Below are 16,261 nucleotides of genomic sequence, written 5' to 3' on the forward strand. Positions count from 1 at the left end.
CATCGCCTGATGAGGGGCAGAATCAGCGCATGCCCGAGATGCCGGAGGTCCATGCCCTCGCCGACGACCTCGCCGCACGGCTCGTCGGGCACGCCATCGCCCGGTTCGACGTCTCGGCGATCTCGGCGCTGAAGACGTTCGACCCGCCAGCCTCCGCCGTGATCGGCGAGACGGTGCGCGACGTGACGCACTTCGGCAAATTCCTCGACATCGATCTCGGCGACCTGCACCTCGTGATCCACCTCGCGAAAGCGGGCTGGATCCGGTGGTTCGATGTCCTGCCGACCGCACGCAACCGCACGATCGCCGCGCGGATCGCGCTCGACGACGGCTCCGGCGTCTCCATCACCGAGGCCGGCACGAAGAAGTCCCTCGCGATCTCGGTCGTCAGGAGCCCGCTCGACGTGCCTCGGCTCGCCACCCTCGGTCCGGACCCGCTGGCGGACGCGTTCACGGAGGAGCGGTTCGCCGAGGTGCTGGCCGCGGCCGGGCGCGCTCAGATCAAGGGCGTGCTGCGCGACCAGGCGCGGATCGCCGGGATCGGCAACGCGTACTCGGACGAGATCCTGCACGTCGCGAAGATGTCGCCGTTCAAACCGGCTGCGATGCCGCAGGAGGACGTGCACCGCCTCTACGACGCGATGCGGTCCACGCTGGCCGACGCGATCCGCCGCTCCGAGGGCCTGCACATGGCGGACCTGAAGGGCGAGAAGAAGGCGGGCATGCGCGTGCACGGCCGCACCGGCGAGGCCTGCCCGGTCTGCGGCGACACCGTGCGCCAGGTGCGCTTCGCGGACAACTCGCTCCAGTACTGCCCGACCTGCCAGACCGGCGGCAAGCCCCTGGCCGACCGTGCGCTCTCCCGGCTGGGCATCACCGTCTGAGCCTGCGCGGATCCGGAGAAATCCTCCGACACCCCATGTTCGAGCGCTCGAACACGGGGTGTCGCGCAGGATCTCCGGATCCGCGCACGATGTCCGGATCCGGGAGTCAGGCGAGCTTGTGCATCCAGCCGTGATGGTCGGGGCGGCGGCCGTACTGGATGCCGGTCAGCTCGTCGCGGAGGCTCAGGGTCAGCGCACCCGGCTCGGCGTCCGGCGCACCGATCTCGAAGTCCTTCGTCTTCAGCCGGCCGATCGGGGTGATGACCGCGGCGGTGCCGCAGGCGAACGCCTCCACGATCTCGCCGGACTCGACCCCGGCGCGCCACTCGTCGACCGTGAAGCGGCGCTCCTCGACGACGTGACCGCGCTCCTCCGCGAGGCGGATGACGCTCGAGCGCGTGATCCCCTCGAGGATCGTGCCGAGCGCCGGGGTCACGATCCGGCCGTCCCGGTAGACGAAGAACACGTTCATGCCGCCGAGCTCTTCGACGTAGGTGCGCTCCTCCGAATCGAGGAACAGCACCTGCTGGCAGCCCTGCTCGTACGCCTCCGCCTGCGGCAGCAGACTCGCGGCGTAGTTGCCGCCGGTCTTCGCCGCACCCATGCCGCCGCGCCCGGCCCGCGAGTAGTCCTCGGACAGCCAGATCGACACCGGCGCGATACCGCCGGAGAAGTAGGCGCCGGCCGGCGACGCGATCACGTGGAAGTCGACGCCGTGCGCGGGCCTGACACCGAGGAACGCCTCGGAGGCGATCATGAACGGCCGGAGGTAGAGGCTCGTCTCGGGAGCGCCGGGGACCCAGTCCTTATCGATCCGCACGAGGTGCTCGATCGCCGCGACGAACGCGGACTCGGGCAGCTCGGGCAGCGCGAGGCGGCGCGCGGACCGCTGCATCCGCTCAGCGTTCGCCCCGGGGCGGAAGGCCCAGACCGAGCCGTCGGCCCAGCGGTACGCCTTCAGCCCCTCGAAGATCTCCTGCGCGTAGTGCAGCACCGCAGCGGCCGGGTCGAGGATCAGCGGCCCGTAGGGCTGCACGACCGCGTCGTGCCAGCCCTCCGCCTCCGACCAGGCGATCGAGACCATGTGGTCGGTGAAGTACCTGCCGAACCCGGGGTCGGCGAGCATCGCCTCCCGCTCGGCGTCGGCGCGGCGGGCAGGCGACGGCGTCGTGTCGAACTCGAGCGCGAACGGGGCGGCTGCTGTGGTGGTGGTCATCGATGCTCCAGGGAGGCGAGTGCGGTGCGGACCGCGGTGCCGATCTCGGCCGTCGTCCTGGCCGAGGATCCTCGGGAGGCGAGGTCCGCGGTGACTGCGGCCGTGATCCTGCCGGCCGCCGCGGTCAGGCCGAGGTGGTCCAGCAGCAGCGCGGTGGAGAGGATGGCGGCCGTCGGGTCGGCCTTCCCGGTGCCGGCGATGTCCGGCGCCGAGCCGTGGACCGGCTCGAACATCGAGGGGAAGGCGCCGCTCGGGTTGATGTTCCCCGAGGCCGCGAGACCGATGCCGCCGCTGATCGCGCCGGCCAGATCGGTCAGGATGTCGCCGAAGAGGTTGTCCGTGACGACGACGTCGAACCTACCAGGGTCGGTGACCAGGAAGATCGTGGCCGCGTCGACGTGGAGGTAATCGACCGCGACCTCCGGGAACTCCGCCCCCACCGCGTCGACGACGCGCTTCCAGAGCGAGCCGGCGAAGGTGAGCACGTTCGTCTTGTGCACGAGCGTCAGGTGACCTCGCCGCTCGGCCGCCTTCGCGTAGGCGTAGCGGACAACCCGCTCGACGCCGTAGGCGGTGTTGACGCTGACCTCGTTCGCGACCTCGGCGGACGTCCCGACCCGGATCGCGCCGCCGTTGCCGACGTAGGGCCCCTCGGTCCCCTCGCGGACGACGACGAAGTCGATCTCGCCCGGGTTCCTGAGCGGGCTCTCGACGCCGGGCCACAGCACCGTCGGCCGCAGGTTGACGTAGTGGTCGAGGGCGGAGCGTAGCTTCAGCAGCAGCCCGCGCTCGATGTTCGCGTCCTTCAGGCGGGGGTCGCCCGGGGTCCCGCCGACCGCGCCGAGCAGGATCGCGTCGTGCGCGGCGATCGCGGCCAGCTCGTCGTCGGGCAGCACGTCCCCGGTCTCGAGGAAGCGGGCGGCGCCGAGCGAGAACTCGGTCGTCTCGACGACGGCCTCGTCACCGACCGCAGCGGCGAGTACCGCGAGCGCCTCTGCGACGACCTCGGGCCCGATGCCGTCGCCGCCGATGACCGCGAGTCGGATCGTGCGGGTCACAGGCGCTCCTCTCCATGCGTAGGCCTCCAGGCTACAAGCGGTCCGTTTTGAAGGAGATCCTGCGCCGCACGCGCAGGATCTCCTTCAAAACGGAACGGTCAGTCGGCGACGCGGTTCGCGTCGTCCACGGTCACGCCCTCGAGGAAGGCGCCGCGCGGGATGACCTTGCCGCGGAAGAACTCGGGGTTGCGGGACCACCAGACGAACATCAGCACGAAGCCGGCGAGCAGGCCGACGACCCCGACGACGCCGACCGCGCCGACACCGAAGATCGTGACGTTCTCGCCGTCCGCGCTCTGCAGCCAGTCCACGGCGGAGTACGAGATCAGCCCGTACACGAAGACCACGGCCAGGAACCCGAACCCGAGGAACGGCATCAGCCCACGGAACACGAAGTTGCGGACGCTCCTGAACAGCGTGTTCCGGTAGAACCACACGCACGCGATCCCGGTCAGGCCGTAGTAGAACGCGATCATCAGGCCGAGGGACTCGATCAGCGCTTCGAGCAGATCGGGGCTGATGAGGGTGAACGCCAGGAAGAACACGATCGAGACGATCCCCATCCCGATCGTCGACCACGTCGGCGTCAGATAGCGGGGGTGGATCCGGGCGAAGTGGCTGGGCAACGCCTTGTGCGCGGCCATCGAGAGGCTCGTCCTCGCGGTCGGCAGGATCGTGGTCTGCGTGGAGGCGGACGCGGAGGTGAGGATCGTCGCCGCGAACAGGATCTGCAGCACGACGCCGATCCCGCCGCCGCCGAACACCTCCGGGGCCATCGTGCTGAACACGTCGCTCGCGTTGTCCGGGTTGCCGAGCCCGATCCCCTTCGTGCCGACGCCGGCGAAGGAGACGGTCGCGATGGTGACGAGCAGGTAGGTACCGAGCAGCAGCAGCGTCGACGTGACCGCGGCGCGGCCAGGGGTCCTGCCCGGGTCCTTGGTCTCCTCGTTCACGGCGACGGCGCTGTCCCAGCCCCAGTAGATGAAGATCGCCGTGAGCACCGCCGGCGCGAACGCATCCGCGAAGCTCATGCCGAAGGGGTTGAGCCAGCTCAGGTCGAACCCGACCGAGTAGCTCTCGCCGTGACCGGTGGCCACCTTGACGATCGCGATGACCGCGAACGCCAGCAGGAGGACCATCTCGAACCCGAGCAGCCCGTACTGCAACCGCGCGGAGATCTCGATGCCGCGGTAGCAGATCGACGTCATCACGACGATCCACAGCACGCCGACCAGCGTCGACGCCCAGATGTCGTCGCTGAGCGCCGCGACCTCCGGCAGCCCGAACCCGCCGACGAACACGAACGTGTACTGCCCTGCGATGTAGGCGAGGTTCGCCATCACGATGATGTCGGCGATGATGATGCCCCAGCCGCCCATCCAGCCGGTCACGGAGCCGAACGCCCGGGACGCCCAGGTGAACGTGGTGCCGCAGTCGGGATCCGCCTCGTTCAGCTCCTTGTACGCCTGTGCGATGAAGTACATCGGGATGAACGCGACCAGGATGATCGCCGGCGACTTCAGCCCGGCGAGCAGGCCGCCGCCCGAGGCGACGATGAAGCCCAGGCTCGCCGCGAGGCTGTAGGCCGGGGCGGTGGAGGCCGTCGCGACGACGACGCTGCCCACCAGGCCGATCGCGCCCTTCTTCAGCCCCTTGTCCCCTGCCACCGAGTCCGCGGCGACGGTGGTGATGAGCGGGTCCGACACGGGCGCCTCCGTCCAGCGGCCGGACGCGTCATCGGGTCCGGCCATCGAGATCTGAGCGGGAGCCTAGACCCGAGCGCGTTTCGGCCGGATCCCGGGGTCAGGAGGCAGGACGACCGCCGGTTCCGACCGGCGGCGCGTCATCCGGCGACGAGATCGATGGCGGTGAGGTGCGATGCGTCGATCCGCGCGCGGATGTCGTCGAGCACGTCCTCCGAGGCCTCGGAGTCGATCGTCAGCACGCTGAGCGCGGTGCCGCCGGCGACGTCGCGCGCGATCTGCATCGCCGCGATGTTCACGCCGGCCGCACCGAACGCGGCGCCGTACTGCGCGACGATGCCCGGGCGGTCCGTGTAGGTGAAGACGACGTGGTGGTCCGCGAGCGCCACCTCGACGTCGTAGCCCTCCACCTCGGTGAGCTTCGCGATCTGCTTCGGCCCGGTCAGGGTGCCGGACACGGAATGCGTCGCGCCCGTGGTCGTCGCACCCCTCAGGCTGATGACGTTGCGGTAGTCGCTGCTCGCCGGGTCGGTGACCAGGCGCACCTGGATGCCTCGCTGCTCCGCGAGCAGCGGCGCGTTGACGTAGGAGACGTTCTCGGTGAGCGTGCGCACGAACAGACCCTTGAGGGCGGCGAGCTTCAGCACGCTCACGTCGTACTCGCTGAGGTCGCCGCGCACCTCGACGTCGAGGCTCGCGATGGGACCGTCCGCGAGCGCCGCGAACACCTGGCCGAGCTTCTCGACCAGCGGGATGCCGGGGCGCACGTAGGGGTCGATGACGCCGCCGGCGACGTTGACCGCGTCGGGCACGAGCTCGCCGCCGAGTGCGAGGCGGACGCTCTTCGCCACGGCGACGCCCGCCTTCTCCTGCGCTTCGTCGGTGGAGGCGCCGAGGTGGGGGGTGACCTGCAGGTTCGGCTGCGCGATCAGCGCCGTGGTCGTGGGCGGCTCGGCGGTGAACACGTCGAGCGCCGCACCGGCGATCAGGCGTGCGGCGAGCGCGCGCTCGAGCGCCGCCTCGTCGATGATCCCGCCGCGGCTGGCGTTGACGATGCGCAGGGCGGGCTTCGCGACCGCGAACTCGGGATCGCCGATGAGCCCCGTCGTCTCCGGCGTCTTCGGGATGTGGACCGTGATGAAGTCCGCGGCGCGCATCAGGTCGTCGAGGCTCAGCAGCTGGACGCCGAGCTGCTGCGCGCGGGCCGGCGTGACATACGGGTCGTAGGCGACGAGCGTCACGCCGAACGGCGCGAGACGCTGCGCGACGAGGGTGCCGATGCGGCCGAGCCCGACGATGCCGACCGTCTTCTCGTACAGCTCGACGCCGGTGAACCTCGAGCGCTGCCACTCCCCCGCCTTCAGCGACGCGTGCGCCTCGGGCAGGTGCCGCGCGAGGCCCAGGAGGTGGGCGATCGCGAGCTCGGCGGCGGAGACGATGTTCGAGGTCGGCGCGTTCACGACCATGACGCCCGCGGTGGTGGCGGCGGGGATGTCGACGTTGTCGAGTCCGACGCCCGCACGGGCGACGACCTTCAGGCGCGTGCCGGCGGCGATCGCCTCCGCGTCGACCCGGGTGGCGGAGCGCACCAGCAGCGCGTCGGCGTCGGCCAGCGCGGCGAGCAGGGCGGGACGGTCCGTGCCGTCCACATCGCGGACGTCGAAGTCGGGTCCGAGCGCGGCGACGGTGGCGGGCGAGAGCTGCTCGGCGATCAGCACGACGGGTTTCGGCACGGTCCGGAAGCCTACCGAGCGCGGCGCACCCCGTTCCGCCGCACCGTCACGGGACGGGGCTGGGCCCGCGTTCACGGATCAGGGGATCCGGCGGCCTCCGGCCTGCCGGATCCCCTGATCCGTGAACACCTAGCTCGTCAGTGGGCGCGGAAGACCTGCAGCAGGTCCGCGAAGAGCGGGTGGCCCGGCTCGATGCCCGTGATCATCGTGACGGCGGCGTCGGGCTCCTCGTCGCGCAGGATCCGCTGCAGCTCGACGCTCTCGGCGTCGTCCGGCACGTCGAAGCGGAGCGCGTCGGCGATGCTGCGCAGGATGGCGTCGCGGGCCAGGCCGCGTTCCGCCAGCTGCGACGCCGGCCCGATGAATCGCTCGTTGCGGCTCAGCTTCCGCAGGGGGCCGCGGCCGACGCGCTCGACGGTGTCGGGCAGCTCCGGGTTCGACAGCCGCCCCAGGATCTTCTTCCCGTACGCCTCCTGCTCCGAGACGTCCAGGCCGAACTTCGCGACGAGCAGCGAACGGGTCTCGCCGATCGCGGCCTCCACCTCCGCGCGGATGCCGGGTTCGGTGATCGCGTCGGTGATCGAGTGGATGCCGTGCGCGAAGCCGTGGTACGCAGCGGTCGCGTGACCGGTGTTGACGGTGAAGAGCTTCCGCTCGATGAAGGGCGCCAGGTCGTCGACCCAGTGCACGCCGACGATCTCGGGCGGCTCGCCACCGAACGGGCTGCTGTCGATGACCCACTCGAAGAACGGCTCGAGCACCACGTCGAGGCCCGCGTCGGGCGCCTGCGCCGGGACGATCCGGTCGATCGCGGTGTTCGCGAACACGGCGATCGCGTCGAGACGATCGGCGTCCACCTCCGGCAGCGCGGCCCGCACGTCCGCCTCGAGCAGGCTCGTCGCGTTGATGGCGTTCTCGCACGCGAAGACCGCGAGCCGGGTCCCCGCGATCGCGTCCTCGCCGCTCTCGATCCGCTGCTCGATGCCGCGCGCAATCACCGGCGCGACGAACGGCAGGATCCGCGGGCCGACCGCGGTGGTGACGATGTCGGCGGTGGCGATCTCGCCGATGAGCCGCGCCTCGTCCGTCCGGCTGTTGATCGCCCGGAAGCCGGTGACGACCGTGGTCTTCCCGCCGGCACCGATCTCGGTGACGGAGTACGCGTCGGCGGCGTCGAGCGCGTCGATCAGGGCGTCCGCGACGTCGGCGAACACCACCTCGTAGCCGCTCTCGTGCAGCAGCTCCCCCACGAATCCGCGACCGATGTTCCCCGCGCCGAAGTGGACCGCTTTCATGCCCCCGACGCTAGCGCGTGCACTCCGGCAGGGGCTCCGAGCGTCAGAGCGCCCCGACGATCGACAGGAAGAACGCGAGCTGGCTGAGCGACAGCGCTTCGGAGGCGCAGAGCGCCAGCACCATGACGAGCGCGAAGGCGACCGCGGATCGCTGCCGGCCCAGCAGCACGGCGGCGGCGTACGCGACGATCGGGATCGCGATGCCGAGCAGCAGCACGACCCACGCCGTGGCGGTGAGCTGCTCCCCCAGCACGTTCGCCAGACCCAGCCAGGCGACGAGGTTGGACACCGCGCCGTAGCCCTGCCAGAGGAACCCGAGCAGGAACAGCACCGCCACGAGAACCTTCGGACCCCGCCGCGGGGCGCCCTGTGCGAGCACGTGGACGGTCATGCCGCGGCCAGCACTGCGGGCCACGGGACGAGCAGCACCGCACCGAGCACCAGCAGCGCGAGCCGCCGGGACGGCAGCCGGACGCGCCACGCGACGATCACGAACCACACCACCGGTGCAGCGACGGCGAGCACCCGGCCGGCGACGTTCAGCACGAAGGAGGCGACCTCGAGGGGGGTGCCCCTGCCGACGGTGATCGAGGCGGCGATCTCCAGCTCGAACGCGCTCCGGATCCAGAACGCCGTCTCGATGACCGCGATGCCGCCCAGGATCCCGATCACGAGCAGCGCGAAGCCGCCGCCCGAGTCCGGGCCGTCGCCGCTCGGCCGGTCGTCGATCAGCGGCGCAGCGGGGCGCTTCGGCTGGGCGAGCGCGTCGTCGCCGTCCCAGCTGAAGGCGTCGTCATCGGTCGGATCGGTCATCGTCGGCGCCTCACGCGTCCGTGATGCGGAGCACGAGCTCGCCCGGCCCGGTGCCGCGTGCGAGCAGCCGCTCGACCGCGCGGTACGCCCGGAACTGCAGCCCGTACTTCCTCCGGTGGCCCGCGAGCAGCCGGTGCTGCTCGGCCGGATCGGTCACGAGCTCCGCCGTGCCGCGCGCGACCGGGGCTCCTGGCAGGACGCGGCCGCGCATCGTGCACGCGCGCAGCTCGACCCGCGGGTCCCGGCGGAGGCGCTTCGCCTTGCCCGATCCTGCACCGGTCACGACGATCAGCGCGTCCTGCTCCTCCGCGATCCAGACGGCGGTCGCGACCCCGACCCCCGTCCGGCGGAACGTGGTGAGGGAGACGTAGCGGGAGCGCCCCGCGGCGAGCAGCTCGGGACTCATCCGCTCACGGTACGCGGATCGATGCGATTGGCTGGCGCGCATGAGTCCCCGCGTCGTCCTCCGCCCGCTGCTCGCCGCCGGGTTCGCCGGCATTGGTGTTGCGCACTTCGTACCGGCCATCGCGACGGGGATGGCGGCGATGATCCCGCCGGAGATCACGCACCGCAGCCCGGTCGGTGGGAAGGCGCTCGTGCGCATCACGGGCGTGTGCGAGCTCGCCGGCGCCGCCGGGCTGCTGATCCGGCCTGTGCGGCCGGCTGCCGCGACGGCCCTGGTCGTGTTCCTGGCCGCGGTGTTCCCCGCGAACGCGTACGCGGCCCGGAACCCCGAGCGGTTCGGCGCCGTCGCCGTGCCGCTGAAGCCCCGAGCCGCGGCTCAGGTGCTGCTCGCCGCGCTCATCGTCCTGGCGGTGTGACCACGGCGCAGTGATTCGCCTCAGCTGGTGAAGCGCGCCACCACCGGCGCCAGGTCGGCGGTACGGATCGGGACCTCGCGGACCGACCTGCCCGGGTACGGCGCCTCGATCATGGTGCCGTCGCCCGAGTACACCGCCACGTGGTAGAAATCGCCGCTGCCGTAGAACAGCAGGTCACCCGGCTGCGCCTCGCTGTACGGCACGAGCAGGCCCGTGCTGCGCGCCAGCTCGTACTGCACGTTGACGCCGTGGCCGCCGATGTCCCGACCGGTCGACGCGAACGCGCTCATGGTCAGGCCCGAGCAGTCCCACGAGCCGGGGCCGGCGGCGCCGAACACGTAGGGCTCGCCGATCTGCGCACGTGCGAAGGCGACCACCGTGGCGGCGACGGAGGCGTCCGACGGCAGGTCGGCGTACGCCTGCACGTTCACGGCGTTCGAGCCGGGCGACCGCTTCTCCTCCGCCTGCGCGACGAGCAGTCGTGCGGCGTCGGACGCCTTCTCAGCGGCTCGATAGAGCTCCTTCGCCTCCTCCTCCTCCGAGGCCACGCGCTGGACGGCGAGCGACGCCTGCTGCTGCAGGTCGTCCGCCTGAGCCTGGTCGCGCTTCGCGTCGGAGGCGAGCTCGCTGGTGTCCGAGGTGAGCTCGGTCATCCGGCTGAGGTGGTACAGCACCTCGGTGGCGCCGTTGCCGGAGAGCAGCACCTCGGTCGTCTGACCGAGGGAGCCACCGGTCCGAGCGAGCTGCGCGGCGACCGCGGCGGCGCGGGCACGGGATCGCTCCGCGACGAGTGCCGCCTGGTCGGCCGCGGTGCCGAGCGCCGTCGCCTGCGTCTGCGCAGCCGCCGTCCTGTGCTTCGCGGCGAGGTACGCCTCGTCCGCCTGCTCCGCGGTCTTGCCCGCGGCTCTCGCCTGCAGCCGGAGCGTGTGGATGCAGCTGGTCAGGGCCTTCCCGGACAGCGCGCTGATGTCCTTGCACGTCGCGCTCGCAGCGGATGCGGTGGTCAGTCCCGAGGCGGCGATGATGCCGGCGACGGCTGCCGTGATGGTGAGTCCTGCGATGTTCCGGGCGTGGATGGGCACGGATGGTCCTCCTGTGGTCGCATCGCGATCACCGTGGGGTACGGCGTCACAGCCCGTCGGAGCGCACGAGGTGGAGGGGTAGGTGGTGTGTGCAGTGGGACGACGGGGTGGTCGCGATGTCGCGGTCGGCAAGGTGGGGTGGCCGATCGCGGGTGAACGTAGCAGCGATGAGGGCCGTACGCACATCCAGGGTGTTATCGGACCGTGATCTGTGTACGGCGTGTCGATCCCGGTACGGGTGATCCCGATGCGGTATTGCCCTGGAATACCCGGTCACAGCGAGGATTGCGCCGTGCGCCGCCACGGGGAAGACGGGCCTGCGGGCGTCCCGGCTCGCTTCCGCGCTCCGGAAGGAGCGTCAGCCGAAGTGCGCGACCTGCGCGACGAGATCGCCGGTGCGGACGGGCGCACCCCGGACGGTCGCACCGGGATACGGCGCTTCGAGCATGAGGCCGTTCCCGGCGTAGATCGTGACGTGGTACATGTCGCCGCCGCCGCCCGTGTAGAACAGCAGATCGCCGGGCTTCGCGTCGGCGATGGGCACCAGATCGCCCTGCGCCTTCGCCGTCTCGTACTGGTTCGTCGCGGAGTGGGTCCCGATCGAGACGCCGGCCTTCGCGTAGGCCGTCAGCGTCAGCCCTGAGCAGTCGTAGGAGTCGGGCCCTGCCGCAGCGAAGACATAGGGCTTGCCGATCTGCGACATCGCGAACCGGACGACCTGCGCGCCGACGCCGGTGCCGGTCGGGGCGGTGCCGCCCGTGGGGAGGCACTCGCTGACGGGGGCGCTGCCGACCGAGCCGCAGACCGCGGCGTCGCTGCCGTTCTGGGTGAGCAGCGCGCGCTGCTCGTCGAGCGCAGCGTCGACCTCCTTCTTCGCGGAGGCCGCCTCGTTCTTCGCCTTCGCGGATTCGGTCGCCGCCTTCTGCGCGGCGATCGTCGCGGCGTCGGAGCGGTCGGAGGCGATCCCCTCGAGGCGCGTGGCCTCCGCCTGGTCCGCCTCCGCCTGGGCGAAGAGCAGATGGGACTGAGCGGTGAGCTGGCTCGACGTCGAGAGCCCGCCGAGCACGCCCTGTGCGGTCCGACCGTTCAGCATGAGGTCGAGCGGCAGCGTGCCGATGTCCGTGCGGGCCAGCTGCGCGGCGGCGGCTGAGGCGCGGGCGCGGGACTGGAGCGCCGTGTCCGTCGCGGCGACCGCGGCGGCGCTCGCATCGGCGAGCTGGTTCGCGGCGGTGTCCGCTGCCGTCTGCGCGTCGTTCGCACGCTCAGCGGCCTTCTGCGCGACCTTGCCGGTGGCTTCGGCGTCGCGCTGCAGCGCGACGATACGGGCGGCGAGCTGCTGAGCCGTCTTGTCCGTCGTCGAGGTGGTCGGCGACGTGGCGGGCTGCGGCGAGTCCGCCTGGGCGATTCCCGGTGCACCGGCGACCAGCACGGCCGTGAGCACCGCGGCGATCAGACCGCCTGCTGGGATCCGTCCGGTCATCGTCGCTCTCCCGCGGGCGACTCAGCACGAACGTCGGTCCGCGCGCGCAACCCGGTGCTCGCATGTGCTCATCGGTCGACGGTCGGGTGGCCGCCGATTCTTCGACGGTAGCAACGCCGCCGACGAGCACGACGCACCGGGGCAGATGCGACGGATTCCGGCCCGGATCAGGTACGAGCATGTACGCCGATGCATTCCCTGAGAGCACCCACAGCACATTCTCCGTTTTGTAGGAATGTCCTTCCTACACAACGGAGAGTGCGCCTCACCGGCTAGCGAGCGACGGAGCCGTCGGTGTAGTCGTCGTCGTTCTTGCTCCAGGCGAAGAGGGCGCGCAGCTCGCGGCCGGTCGCCTCGATCGGGTGCTCCTCGCCCTTCTTGCGCAGCGCGAGGAACTCCGGGGCGCCGGCGTCCTGGTCGGCGATGAAGCGCTCCGCGAAGGCGCCGGACTGGATGTCGTTCAGCACCGCCTTCATGTTGTCCTTCACGTGCGGGTCGATGACGCGCGGGCCGGAGACGTAGTCGCCGTACTCGGCGGTGTCGCTGACGGACCACCGCTGCTTGGCGATGCCGCCCTCCCACATCAGGTCGACGATGAGCTTCAGCTCGTGCAGCACCTCGAAGTAGGCGATCTGCGGCTGGTAGCCGGCCTCGACGAGGGTCTCGAACCCGTACTGGACGAGCTGCGAGGTGCCGCCGCAGAGCACGGCCTGCTCACCGAACAGGTCGGTCTCGGTCTCCTCGGTGAACGTGGTCTTGATCCCGCCGGCGCGCAGGCCGCCGATCGCACGGGCGTACGACCAGGTCAGATCCCACGCCGCGCCGGTGGCGTCCTGCTCGACCGCGGCGATGATCGGCACGCCGCGTCCCGCCTCGAACTCGCGGCGCACGGTGTGGCCGGGGCCCTTCGGGGCGACCATGACGACGTCGACGCCCTTGGGGGCGGTGATGTAGCCGAAGCGGATGTTGAAGCCGTGGCCGAAGAGGATCGCGTTGCCGTCGACGAGGTTCGGGGCGATGTCGTCCGCGTACAGGTGGCGCTGCACCTGGTCGGGGGCGAGGATCACGATCACGTCGGCCCACTGCGCCGCCTCGGCGGGGGTGTGCACGCGGAACCCGGCGTCCTCCGCCTTGCCGCGGCTCTTCGAGCCCTCCTTCAGGCCGACGACGACCTCGACGCCGGAGTCGCGGAGGTTCAGCGCGTGCGCGTGGCCCTGGCTGCCGTAGCCGATGACGGCGACCTTCTTGCTCTGGATGATGGAGAGATCGGCGTCGGAGTCGTAGACGATGTCGGTCATTCGGGGTTCTCCTTCTTCTCCGCGCTTCAGGAGCGCGGGATGCGTTCGGTGATGGACTTGGGGCCGCGGCCCATGGCCAGCAGGCCGGACTGCGCCAGCTCGCGGATGCCGTACTGCTCGAGCATCTTCAGCAGACCGGCGGTGCGCTGGCTGCCGGCGACGAGCTCGATGACCAGCGCCTCCGGGGTCACATCGACGACCTGGGCGCGGAACAGCTCGACGATCTCGAGGACCTGCGGTCGCGTCGCGGAGTCGACCTTGACCTTGACCAGCACGTGCTCGTGCAGCACGGACTGCTCCACCTCGAGCTCGACGATCTTGATCACGTTGATCAGCTTGTTCAGCTGCTTCGTGACCTGCTCGAGCGGCAGCAGCTCGACATCGACGACCACGGTGATGCGGGACAGGCCCGGCACCTCGCACTGACCCACGGCGAGCGACTCGATGTTGAAGCCGCGGCGGGCGAACAGCCCGGCGACACGGGTGAGCAGTCCCGGCTTGTCCTCGACGAGCAGGGAGAGGACGTGCCGGCTCACCGCTCGCCCGGACCCGTCTGCGCGGCACCGGTCTCGTCGATCGGCAGCGCCAGGTACGGGTCCTGCCCGTCGGAGCCCTCGTCGTCGTCCCAGCTCGGCGCGTGGTCGCGCGCGTACTGGACGCCAGAGTTGCTGACACCCTGCGGGACCATCGGCCACACCATGGCGTCCGCGGACACGACGAAGTCGATGACGACGGGCCGGTCGTTCGTCTCGATGGCGAGGCGGATCGCCGCGTCGACGTCCTCCTTCTTCTCCACCCGGATGCCGAGGGCGCCGTACGCGTCCGCGAGCTTCACGAAGTCGGGGACGCGGGCGGTGCCGTGCCCGGTGTTCAGGTGGGTGTTGGAGTAGCGGCCGTCGTAGAACAGGGTCTGCCACTGGCGGACCATGCCGAGCGACGAGTTGTTGATGATCGCGACCTTGATCGGGATCTGGTTGATGACGCAGGTCGCGAGTTCCTGGTTCGTCATCTGGAAGCAGCCGTCGCCGTCGATCGCCCAGACCACGCGGTCCGGCTGCGACACCTTCGCGCCCATCGCGGCGGGCACGCCGTAGCCCATGGTGCCGGCGCCTCCCGAGTTCAACCAGGCGTTCGGCCGCTCGTACTTGATGAACTGCGCCGCCCACATCTGGTGCTGGCCGACGCCGGAGGCATAGACCGCCTCCGGTCCGGAGAGCTCGCCGATGCGGGTGATCACGTGCTGCGGCGACAGCTGTCCGTCATCGGGCTCGCTGTAGCCGAGCGGGAACTCGCGCTGCAAGGATCGGAGGCGTTCCCACCACGCGGCGTAGGGAGTGGATTCGTCGGGCTGCGCGCCGAGGTCGCGGAACGCGCTCGCCAGGTCCGCGAGCACCTCCTTCGCGTCGCCGACGATGGGCACCTCGGCGAGGCGGATCTTGCCGATCTCCGCAGGGTCGATGTCGATGTGCACGACCTTCGCGCCGGGCGCGAACAGCGACGCCTTGCCGGTCACGCGGTCGTCGAACCGCGCGCCGATCGCGATCAGCAGGTCGGCCTCCTGCAGCGCCAGCACGGCCGGCACCGTGCCGTGCATGCCCGGCATGCCGAGGTTCGACGGGTGGCTGTCCGGCAGAGCGCCCCGCGCCATCAGCGTCGTGACGGCGGGCGCGCCGGTGAGGTCGGCCAGCGCACGCAGCTCCTCGCTCGCGCCGGCCCGGATGACGCCGCCGCCGACGTAGAGCACGGGGCGCTTCGCGGCCGCGAGCAGCTGCGCGGCGATCTGCACCTGCTTGCCGTGCACCTTCGCGATCGGCCGGTAGCCGGGCAGGTCGAGCTTGATCGGCCAGACGAACGGCGCGGTCTCCTGCTGGGCGTCCTTCGTGATGTCCACGAGCACGGGGCCGGGCCGGCCGGTGGAGGCGATGTGGTAGGCGGAGGCGATCGCCAGCGGGATGTCCGCCGCCTGCTTCACGAGGAAGGAGTGCTTCGTGATCGGCATCGTGATGCCGACGATGTCCGCCTCCTGGAACGCGTCCGTGCCCATCAGCGTCGAGAACACCTGGCCGGTGATCGCGAGCAGCGGCACCGAGTCCATGTAGGCGTCCGCGATCGCGGTGACGAGGTTCGTCGCACCGGGGCCGGAGGTGGCGATCGCGACGCCGACCCTCCCGGACGCTGCGGCATAGCCCTCGGCGGCGTGACCCGCGCCCTGCTCGTGCCGAACGAGGATGTGCCGGATCTTGTCGGTGTCCATCAGCGGGTCGTAGACCGGCAGGATCGCGCCGCCCGGCAAGCCGAACACGTCGGTGACACCGAGCAGCTCGAGCGTGCGGACGACGGCCTGCGCGCCGGTGATCAGCTCGGGCTCGGGAGCGCGGGTGGCGTGCTGGTCGCCGCCGGTCGCGCGCGCGGGCGAGCGCACGGCGGAGGGCAACGGGGTGGTGGGAGAGGACATCGGAATCCTTGGAGGAGAGTCGGATCGGTCCGCGCGTCAGCCGGTGACGGCGCCGACGGCGGCGGACTGCACGAGCTTCGAGTACTTGGCGAGCACGCCCCGGGTGTAGCGGGGCGGCAGGGGCGCCCAGCCGGCTCGGCGGGCTTCGAGTTCGTCCTGGTCGACGAGTAGGTCGAGCGTGCGGGCCGCGATGTCGACCCGTATCGGGTCGCCGTCACGCAGGAAGGCGATGGGACCTGCGTCCACCGCTTCCGGTGCGATGTGGCCGATGCACAGGCCGGTTGTGCCGCCCGAGAATCTGCCGTCGGTGAGCAAGAGTACATCCTTGCCGAGACCGGCCCCCTTGATCGCCGCGGTGATGGCGAGCATCTCGCGCATCCCGGGGCCGCCCTTCGGGCCCTCGTAGCGGATGACGACCACGTC

General features: G+C 71.0%; 16 protein-coding genes. 2 read left to right on the top strand and 14 right to left on the bottom strand.

Annotated features, from left to right (window positions below):
* The first annotated feature begins 29 nt into the window (after positions 1–29).
* Positions 30–884: an Fpg/Nei family DNA glycosylase gene (locus ACFE67_RS06825; RefSeq protein ID WP_375406117.1), complete on the top strand. Its 855-nt coding sequence runs from the start codon at positions 30–32 to the stop codon at positions 882–884.
* A gap of 106 nt (positions 885–990) precedes the next feature.
* On the opposite strand, the gene ACFE67_RS06830 is transcribed toward ACFE67_RS06825, so the two are convergent.
* The 8 genes from ACFE67_RS06830 to ACFE67_RS06865 form a co-directional block, all read right to left on the bottom strand.
* Complete coding sequence (locus tag ACFE67_RS06830; protein WP_375406118.1) at positions 991–2,100, bottom strand: branched-chain amino acid aminotransferase; 1,110 nt, start codon at positions 2,098–2,100, stop codon at positions 991–993.
* Complete coding sequence (locus tag ACFE67_RS06835; RefSeq protein WP_375406119.1) at positions 2,097–3,158, bottom strand: 3-isopropylmalate dehydrogenase; 1,062 nt, start codon at positions 3,156–3,158, stop codon at positions 2,097–2,099. Before ACFE67_RS06835 ends, ACFE67_RS06830 begins: the two co-directional genes overlap by 4 nt.
* A gap of 98 nt (positions 3,159–3,256) precedes the next feature.
* The gene (locus ACFE67_RS06840; RefSeq protein ID WP_375406120.1) at positions 3,257–4,864 is read right to left on the bottom strand and encodes an APC family permease; all 1,608 of its coding nucleotides are present in this window, start codon (positions 4,862–4,864) and stop codon (positions 3,257–3,259) included.
* A gap of 137 nt (positions 4,865–5,001) precedes the next feature.
* A complete protein-coding gene (serA, locus tag ACFE67_RS06845) occupies positions 5,002–6,594 on the bottom strand; it encodes a phosphoglycerate dehydrogenase (RefSeq protein WP_375406121.1) in 1,593 nt (530 codons plus the stop codon).
* Between the two features lie 137 nt (positions 6,595–6,731).
* Positions 6,732–7,889 carry a mannitol-1-phosphate 5-dehydrogenase gene (locus tag ACFE67_RS06850; protein WP_375406122.1) on the bottom strand — a complete coding sequence of 386 codons (1,158 nt, stop codon included), beginning with the start codon at positions 7,887–7,889 and terminating at the stop codon, positions 6,732–6,734.
* A gap of 43 nt (positions 7,890–7,932) precedes the next feature.
* Positions 7,933–8,280 (bottom strand): hypothetical protein, encoded by a 348-nt coding sequence (locus tag ACFE67_RS06855; RefSeq protein WP_375406123.1) that lies wholly within the window; start codon positions 8,278–8,280, stop codon positions 7,933–7,935.
* The gene (locus ACFE67_RS06860; protein ID WP_375406124.1) at positions 8,277–8,702 is read right to left on the bottom strand and encodes a hypothetical protein; all 426 of its coding nucleotides are present in this window, start codon (positions 8,700–8,702) and stop codon (positions 8,277–8,279) included. The genes ACFE67_RS06855 and ACFE67_RS06860 overlap by 4 nt, the downstream gene beginning before the upstream one ends.
* 10 nt (positions 8,703–8,712) lie before the next feature.
* On the bottom strand, positions 8,713–9,108 hold the full coding sequence (locus ACFE67_RS06865) for a PPOX class F420-dependent oxidoreductase (protein ID WP_375406125.1): 396 nt from the start codon (positions 9,106–9,108) through the stop codon (positions 8,713–8,715).
* A gap of 40 nt (positions 9,109–9,148) precedes the next feature.
* Here ACFE67_RS06865 and ACFE67_RS06870 point away from each other — a divergent pair, with 40 nt between their 5' ends.
* Positions 9,149–9,523, top strand: a complete 375-nt coding sequence (locus ACFE67_RS06870; protein WP_375406126.1) for a hypothetical protein — start codon at positions 9,149–9,151, stop codon at positions 9,521–9,523.
* Positions 9,524–9,543: 20 nt separating this feature from the next.
* On the opposite strand, the gene ACFE67_RS06875 is transcribed toward ACFE67_RS06870, so the two are convergent.
* The 6 genes from ACFE67_RS06875 to ACFE67_RS06900 form a co-directional block, all read right to left on the bottom strand.
* The gene (locus tag ACFE67_RS06875) at positions 9,544–10,605 is read right to left on the bottom strand and encodes a C40 family peptidase (RefSeq protein ID WP_375406127.1); all 1,062 of its coding nucleotides are present in this window, start codon (positions 10,603–10,605) and stop codon (positions 9,544–9,546) included.
* A 358-nt stretch (positions 10,606–10,963) separates the two neighbouring features.
* Positions 10,964–12,085: a C40 family peptidase gene (locus ACFE67_RS06880; protein WP_375406128.1), complete on the bottom strand. Its 1,122-nt coding sequence runs from the start codon at positions 12,083–12,085 to the stop codon at positions 10,964–10,966.
* A 272-nt stretch (positions 12,086–12,357) separates the two neighbouring features.
* Positions 12,358–13,383: a ketol-acid reductoisomerase gene (ilvC, locus tag ACFE67_RS06885; RefSeq protein WP_375406129.1), complete on the bottom strand. Its 1,026-nt coding sequence runs from the start codon at positions 13,381–13,383 to the stop codon at positions 12,358–12,360.
* A gap of 26 nt (positions 13,384–13,409) precedes the next feature.
* Positions 13,410–13,919, bottom strand: coding sequence for an acetolactate synthase small subunit (gene ilvN, locus ACFE67_RS06890; RefSeq protein ID WP_375406130.1), 510 nt, complete (start codon positions 13,917–13,919; stop codon positions 13,410–13,412).
* Positions 13,916–15,838, bottom strand: a complete 1,923-nt coding sequence (locus tag ACFE67_RS06895; RefSeq protein ID WP_375406131.1) for an acetolactate synthase large subunit — start codon at positions 15,836–15,838, stop codon at positions 13,916–13,918. Before ACFE67_RS06895 ends, ilvN begins: the two co-directional genes overlap by 4 nt.
* 36 nt (positions 15,839–15,874) lie before the next feature.
* On the bottom strand, positions 15,875–16,261 hold a 387-nt coding region (locus ACFE67_RS06900; protein ID WP_375406132.1), incomplete at its 5' end, for a dihydroxy-acid dehydratase.

Origin of the sequence: uncultured Amnibacterium sp. (assembly GCF_964244015.1) — a bacterium.
Lineage (GTDB): Bacteria > Actinomycetota > Actinomycetes > Actinomycetales > Microbacteriaceae > Amnibacterium.